Raw genomic sequence first — 6,238 nt, 5'->3', positions numbered from 1 at the left:
TAACCATTTATAACACCGAAAGACCTCATGAAGCACTAAATAATATGACGCCGATTGAGTATAAAACACTAAAACAAGCAGCATGATTTTCTACGTCAGTTTTGTACTAACTATGGGGTATTTACATCTGTACCGTAATACTGCCACCGGAAAACACAAACTCATGATTGTCTGGTTATTTCTGCTCAGTTAACTATGACGCTATTAATTGGCCTGCCTGATTTTCCCTTACTGTTTAGCCCCAATTACGGTGTACCCAGATAGCCAGTTATCAGGTAATGATAAGTGGCATTTTTCAGTGTCTGGTTTTCAGTCTGCCACAAAAGGCTGATACTCCCTCAGTCGCCGACTGGCTTCCCACCATATGCTACGTGTATTTACCGTTCTGCCCTAGTCCGGCTGGCAGGTCTTCGTTGCCATAGAGATAGTAGGTGGTCTCGCCATTTACAGTTTTGCTGATACACCGGTATTGGTAGCTATTCAGTTTACTGGTGTCATTACCCTTTACTCAGGCGTTCGGCTGCGTTGTAGCTGTAGCTGAGTTTTTTATTGACGCTTTCTTCTGTAGACAGTTGACCGTTAGCAGTATAGCTCAGGCTGGTCTGCTGTTTGCCTTCTCCCCATTTGATTAGCTGGTTGAGCTCGTTGTACTGCCACTCGCCTGCCTGCCGGACACTGCCGATAAGGTTATCGATAGCATCATTACTGTTATTCTGTATAACTTTCGCATAAACAAGCTAACCAGTCGATTCCACTATCAGTCCAGCAAATTGAGTTTTCTCCATTCGGCGGTACCCGCTTGCTGCTGCTCATTATCAACATAACCTTAATTATTTTTTTGTAATTGCTTCAATAAGCTTTTTGCCTCATAAATAAGATCGATAGTTGATGTTTTACTTTTAAGAACTTGCTTAAGCAATTTTTTTACCCTCCGATTTTCTTTTGCAGAAATATTATATAATTTTGCCAATAACAAAGTAGCCCTGTCACTACCATGCTTTTTTGCTTGCTTTAAATAAGCACAATATAAATCTATTTTTTGAGTATCTCTATATAAAAAAGCCAAATTTATTAAGCTATCCACACCACCTGCACGAATTGCTTTTTTATACCAAAACATACTAATTTTATAACTTGCCTCAACACCTAAGCCATATTGGTATATTTTCCCTAAATAATCCATCGCTGTATAACTTTTATTTTCATTAGCTAATTTTCTAAATTGCTTACAGGCTTTTTTATAATTTTCTAAATTAAAATTTATTTCTGCACCAATCAGTTTCTCAAAAATTTTATTATTTAATTTTATGGGCTTGCCTAATCGTACATAAGTTTTAGCAATATTTCCCTTTATATCAATATTTTTTAAAATATAGCGCGACTCTTCCAAAGCATACTCAGAAACATTCTCACTATTTAAAACCAGATTAAGTAATTCTCTTACCCTTTTATGTTCCTTTTTACTTATATTATACAATTTGGCCAAATCCAATGCGGCCTCATCATCTCCCTCTTTTAAGGCTTGGGATAAAATATATTTCGAAGCTTGTAAATCTCCCATCTGCCGATAAGTTACTGCAATATTTGACAAAAGCACATTATCTTTTAAATTTGCATTTACTTCCCAGATTAATGTTTTATTCAAATCCTGACGCAGAAACTCAGAATTACCACACATACGACCTATTTCCCACATACCAGAAGCCACCTTATTTCTGGCTAGCATATAGTTAATAGAAAATGATTTTTTATAATTTTTTTCAGTCTCAGCCTTAGAGGCAATACTTTCAAGCTTACTTAATTTTTTATCACCATAAATTTTCACAATAAACTCCTTTTATCTGTTAAGCTGCCATACGCTGATTATAGCCTGACATTCCTGATGTAAATATTTATAGAATACAGCAACAGACACTCCTGTTGTGACAATACCTCCGGCTACAGCACCATATGGTTCCCTTATCATTCATATCACCCACCTGCAGCTGCGACAATCCACAATATAATTACTGTTTAAAAAAAGATGGCCACAGTTTTCCATTACCGATGCCCAACTTTTAATATCCTTAATCAAACAGAATCCAAATTATCATCTCACTACCCATTAAAAAAGCCTATGAGCTAATATAACCATCCCCCCTGACAAAATCATTGCCATATTTAATTTTCACCATAAAGCTGATCTATTCTTTTATTGTATTCTATATAGTATTGTTTAAATTTTTCTTTATCCAATAATCTTTTATACAAATACGTGCGCCTATGAATATTAAATAAAATATCTTTTCTACTGTAATTATTTAATTCCTTGTCTTTTAGTTTTATTTCCCAATCTTTTAAAGTAAATAATTGAATTTTTTCTTCATCAGACAACCTATTTAATTTTTTTATTAATGCAGCCTCTTTAAATTGGGAGATTAGCGTATAACGATAAATATCATTGCTATTTAGCTTATTTTTCTCTAAATCTATTTTAAATTTTTCATTTCTTAAAATTATAAATGCATGTCGAGCAATGCAGTAGCGATGCGGCTCTTGCCAGTCTACCGGTCTGCCTAACTGTTTAAGATATTCTTTTGTTTTAATATACCATTCTTCTTTGTCCTTTTTATTCTTATTAACAGCATCAATATAAAAATATGAATAAGCCTCAAAAGTATCCAACCTAAAAACTACGATAGTGATATACAGATTGTTCTTTTCATTGCCATCCTCTACATCAATAATAAAAGATTTAAAGAATTCATTCTCTCCTGGGCACAACCCCAATATGTCCCAGTGACGATGACCTATTAAATTTTCACGCATCAATTATTCCTATCTATAAAAAACCAATTATTAAACTTGATAAGTGCCAATATATTAGAATTTTTATTCGCCTATTACCTATATAATACTATTACTATCTTAAATTTCTCTGGCCTTATTTCGATACAAGTATATTAACCGTAAATTCTTTATTACTAGCACAGAACTGACATAAAGAATTATGTTGCTTGTTTTATCTTCAATCAGCGTCATAGTATTCAATACCTCATAGAGGGTCTTGCAATATTATAAATTATCAGTCAATCCTCGGTTACCTTCCCTGCTTGTGCCAGATTATTAAGAAAATGCTGCTAAAAACATCCATTGCTATATAATAAAAAACCATCACTAAAAGATGATAGAAATCTTTCTGACTAAATTGTAATATTTCTCTTATTTATAATTGACTTACACAAAATGTTTATCACAAACAAATGTCATTATAGATAGACTATCAATGCTGTATATTGATAAATAGAAGTTATATGGCATCTTAGATTATATCTATTCTTACATGCTATAGAGTGAATTTCTTCTACTCTGTATAAGTTTATTATTTAATTTTTTATCTGTGCTTTGACTGCAAAGGCTTTAATATAATCATCAAGTGTTGAAATGCTCTCCAAATCGATTGATTTGTTTAATGCCTTTTCTCGTTCTCTAGCAATATCAGTTAAATTTTCCAGTTTGGGATGATCTACAATAAATTGTAATATCCCCATCTCAGCCAAACAATCTTCTGGCCTCAGATAGCCGGGAGGGATATCAAAATTGGTTGCAACTTCATTCCATAACTCTAAGACACTTATTTCAGATAGCTTATAATCTATATAAAAGGCCAGAATCTCCTGGTCACTTAAATATTCTCTTGTATCCTGTAATCCTTTTAAATATCTTTTTAGATAAATTGAATCTGTAGATTTAAACACTATTAGACCAAAAATCAGAAATATAATTGAAAAAATTATCATCATGTGAGTACTATTTTGTATATGAACATTTATCCAAGCTACAAGAGATACTACAACCTATTTCCACACCAAATAAATACCAACCATATACCAACAAAAGGCCTGATAAAATCTACTAGTGTCCCACAAATTACTTCCTATTCATGTTTTACATCATCCCGAATTATAAACAAGAATATTTGACAAAAGTGATGACACATTTTGATATCATTGTTAATTCAAAAATACATCTAAAATACCCTTTCAATATTTTCCATTTAATTTTTTGCTATTTATATATATAAAACTCAATTTTCAAGGCTTTTAGGTTAGCTCACTATATTTTGGTCAATATCTCCTGTCAGATAAAACTCATTAAAAGCTTTTCTGACCAAGGAAAAATCTTCAGTAATTATTGAATTATCCCATAAATCCCCCAAGAGATATAATTCTCCAGGCGTACGCGTCTTATCATAAAAAGTTCTTACTTCTACGCCATCATCAACTTCCGGATTCGATTTTCCAAACATAACTAGATATTTCTGATTTTCAGCATAAAGCGTTAACCTAAAAGGAATATTATCCTCCTCTTCATTTTGCTCCAACTCAAGAACACCATCATTGAATAAAAATAAATCTAAATAATTATTTATATCGTCTATTGTTGGATTACCCTTAAAAGGTAACTGAATACGCTTGTGCTGCTTTAACTTAAATCCACCAAACGCAAACCCAGCTTTCATTATTAAACCTTTCTCACATCAACTTCATTCATACCAACTCGCCATTCATAAATCAAAGTTGGCTTATCACAATAGCCTTTCTTTTTGACTGAGCAATCCAAACTATTGGATTAGAATTTGTTCCTTTTTATGTAAAAAATCTCTAAATCAAAATTCGCAGCTTTTGGGTTAACTCACTATATTTTGGTCAATATCTCCTGTCTGATAGAATTCATTAAAAGCTTTTCTGACTAGACTAAAATTTTCGCTTATAGTTCTATTATCCCATAAATCACCTTGTAAACTTATCAGTCCTGGGGCGCGTGTATCGTCCCAAAAAGTTCTTACTTCTACGTCATCATCAACTTCCGGATTTGATTTTCCAAACATAACCAGATATTTCTGATTTTCTGCATAAAGCGTTAACCTAAAAGGAATATTACCCTCCTCTTCATTTTGTTCTAAATAAAGAACACCACTATTTAATACAAATAAATCCAGAGAATTATTTATATCTTCTATTGTAGGGCTACGATTAACTATACTTTTATCATAATAAAATATGCTACCATAAAGTTTTCCATTAAATTTAACCCCATTTGTCATTTATATATCTCCATTATCTTAAATCTTGCCATACCAGCTTGCCACTCATATACTATTTTATAGGCGATTTTAGACTTTGCATATTCCGTCAATAAATTAAGCTTTGGTGTTTGAGCCATTGCAGGCATATCCTTTTGATAATAACCACAAAGATCCTTTCCATTTACTATCATAGTTATGGAATAGCAACACATATTCAAACAACAAAATTAAGGGAGAGCTGTTTGCTAAATTCCACGGGAGGTAAATAGTCTAACGATGAATGCTACCATTGGTTGTACTAATAAGCATCAGCCACAAAGGCTTGTTGTGATTCTTGGATTGTCAAAAATTTTCCCCTTTAACAAACCCTGTATTATACTTTTAAAGGTAGCTTCCGCCACTGTCCTGTCATACAGGCATCCTTTTTACTCAGCAAGCGTTGAATATCAAATATATTGAAACATTATCTGGTAACTAATCATCAACCTCTTCAAGGCTGTATCATTCTAAGGGATAGTTACAAATTAAATCCGTTAGATAAGTTTTCTATGGAAAAATAAACCCAGCTTTAAGCTGGGATTAACATCTCAAAAAGTTTATGAAAACTCATCTTTTAAACTTTTTAATTTATTATTTATAGATAAACGATATGATTACTTATAGCATAATCAAAGTACATCTATTGACATTCCTTTATCCTCTTATACAAAAACTCTAAGAAATTCTGTGCATAAAATAAAGACTCATCCTTTGACCAATAAATATATATTGGACATTCATTATTTTCATATTTTGTATAATCAAAGAAAAATTCACCATCAATATCCGAATGACAAACTACTAATTGTTTATCTGTTGTAAATTTATTTCTTAAATCAATAATATGATTGTAGACTATATCTCCACTATATGCTATATCCGTATTAAAATCATAAGAATCATAGGAACTAAAACCTTCATAAAGACTAAATATTTCATCTCCACAAATTGATCCACCCGCATAGTTATTTAAAAACCATTTGTATGAATCAGTGAAAGGTAGACCAAGAAAATCTTCTGCTTTTTTTATGTGCAGTGTACTAACTGCATCTTCGGCTGTTCCAAAGTTAACTAAATTCTGATTTTGTTCAATTAAATTTATTACATCATTTTTTGATATATGCTTCATCA

The 6,238-nt window shown here is 32.1% G+C and carries 7 protein-coding genes; all 7 read right to left on the bottom strand.

Annotated elements, in window-relative coordinates:
- Nucleotides 1–826: 826 nt before the first annotated feature.
- The gene (locus GYX26_RS10960) at nucleotides 827–1,825 is read right to left on the bottom strand and encodes a sel1 repeat family protein (RefSeq protein ID WP_174829272.1); all 999 of its coding nucleotides are present in this window, start codon (nucleotides 1,823–1,825) and stop codon (nucleotides 827–829) included.
- Between the two features lie 335 nt (nucleotides 1,826–2,160).
- Nucleotides 2,161–2,808: a hypothetical protein gene (locus GYX26_RS10955; protein WP_174829271.1), complete on the bottom strand. Its 648-nt coding sequence runs from the start codon at nucleotides 2,806–2,808 to the stop codon at nucleotides 2,161–2,163.
- 557 nt (nucleotides 2,809–3,365) lie between these two features.
- Nucleotides 3,366–3,782, bottom strand: coding sequence for a hypothetical protein (locus GYX26_RS10950; RefSeq protein ID WP_174829270.1), 417 nt, complete (start codon nucleotides 3,780–3,782; stop codon nucleotides 3,366–3,368).
- Nucleotides 3,783–4,087: 305 nt separating this feature from the next.
- On the bottom strand, nucleotides 4,088–4,501 hold the full coding sequence (locus GYX26_RS10945) for a hypothetical protein (RefSeq protein WP_174829269.1): 414 nt from the start codon (nucleotides 4,499–4,501) through the stop codon (nucleotides 4,088–4,090).
- Nucleotides 4,502–4,669: 168 nt separating this feature from the next.
- The gene (locus tag GYX26_RS10940) at nucleotides 4,670–5,086 is read right to left on the bottom strand and encodes a hypothetical protein (protein ID WP_174829268.1); all 417 of its coding nucleotides are present in this window, start codon (nucleotides 5,084–5,086) and stop codon (nucleotides 4,670–4,672) included.
- Nucleotides 5,083–5,205: a hypothetical protein gene (locus tag GYX26_RS11575; protein ID WP_255453872.1), complete on the bottom strand. Its 123-nt coding sequence runs from the start codon at nucleotides 5,203–5,205 to the stop codon at nucleotides 5,083–5,085. Before GYX26_RS11575 ends, GYX26_RS10940 begins: the two co-directional genes overlap by 4 nt.
- 542 nt (nucleotides 5,206–5,747) lie before the next feature.
- A complete protein-coding gene (locus GYX26_RS10935) occupies nucleotides 5,748–6,236 on the bottom strand; it encodes an SMI1/KNR4 family protein (RefSeq protein WP_174829267.1) in 489 nt (162 codons plus the stop codon).
- Nucleotides 6,237–6,238 lie beyond the last annotated feature (2 nt).

Source organism: Snodgrassella sp. ESL0253, assembly GCF_013344965.1.
In the GTDB taxonomy this organism is placed as follows: Bacteria; Pseudomonadota; Gammaproteobacteria; order Burkholderiales; family Neisseriaceae; genus Snodgrassella; species Snodgrassella alvi_B.
Note: the sequence above shows the minus strand (reverse complement) of the source record. Positions and strands in the feature narration are given on the sequence as shown.

Excerpts from the sequence above, each read along its gene's own strand:
- GYX26_RS10955 (WP_174829271.1), bottom strand. The coding sequence starts at position 2,808 with ATGCGTGAAAATTTAATAGGTCATCGTCACTGGGACATATTGGGGTTG.
- GYX26_RS10950 (WP_174829270.1), bottom strand. The coding sequence starts at position 3,782 with ATGATGATAATTTTTTCAATTATATTTCTGATTTTTGGTCTAATAGTG.
- GYX26_RS10945 (WP_174829269.1), bottom strand. The coding sequence starts at position 4,501 with ATGAAAGCTGGGTTTGCGTTTGGTGGATTTAAGTTAAAGCAGCACAAG.
- GYX26_RS10940 (WP_174829268.1), bottom strand. The coding sequence starts at position 5,086 with ATGACAAATGGGGTTAAATTTAATGGAAAACTTTATGGTAGCATATTT.
- GYX26_RS11575 (WP_255453872.1), bottom strand. The coding sequence starts at position 5,205 with ATGGCTCAAACACCAAAGCTTAATTTATTGACGGAATATGCAAAGTCT.
- GYX26_RS10935 (WP_174829267.1), bottom strand. The coding sequence starts at position 6,236 with ATGAAGCATATATCAAAAAATGATGTAATAAATTTAATTGAACAAAAT.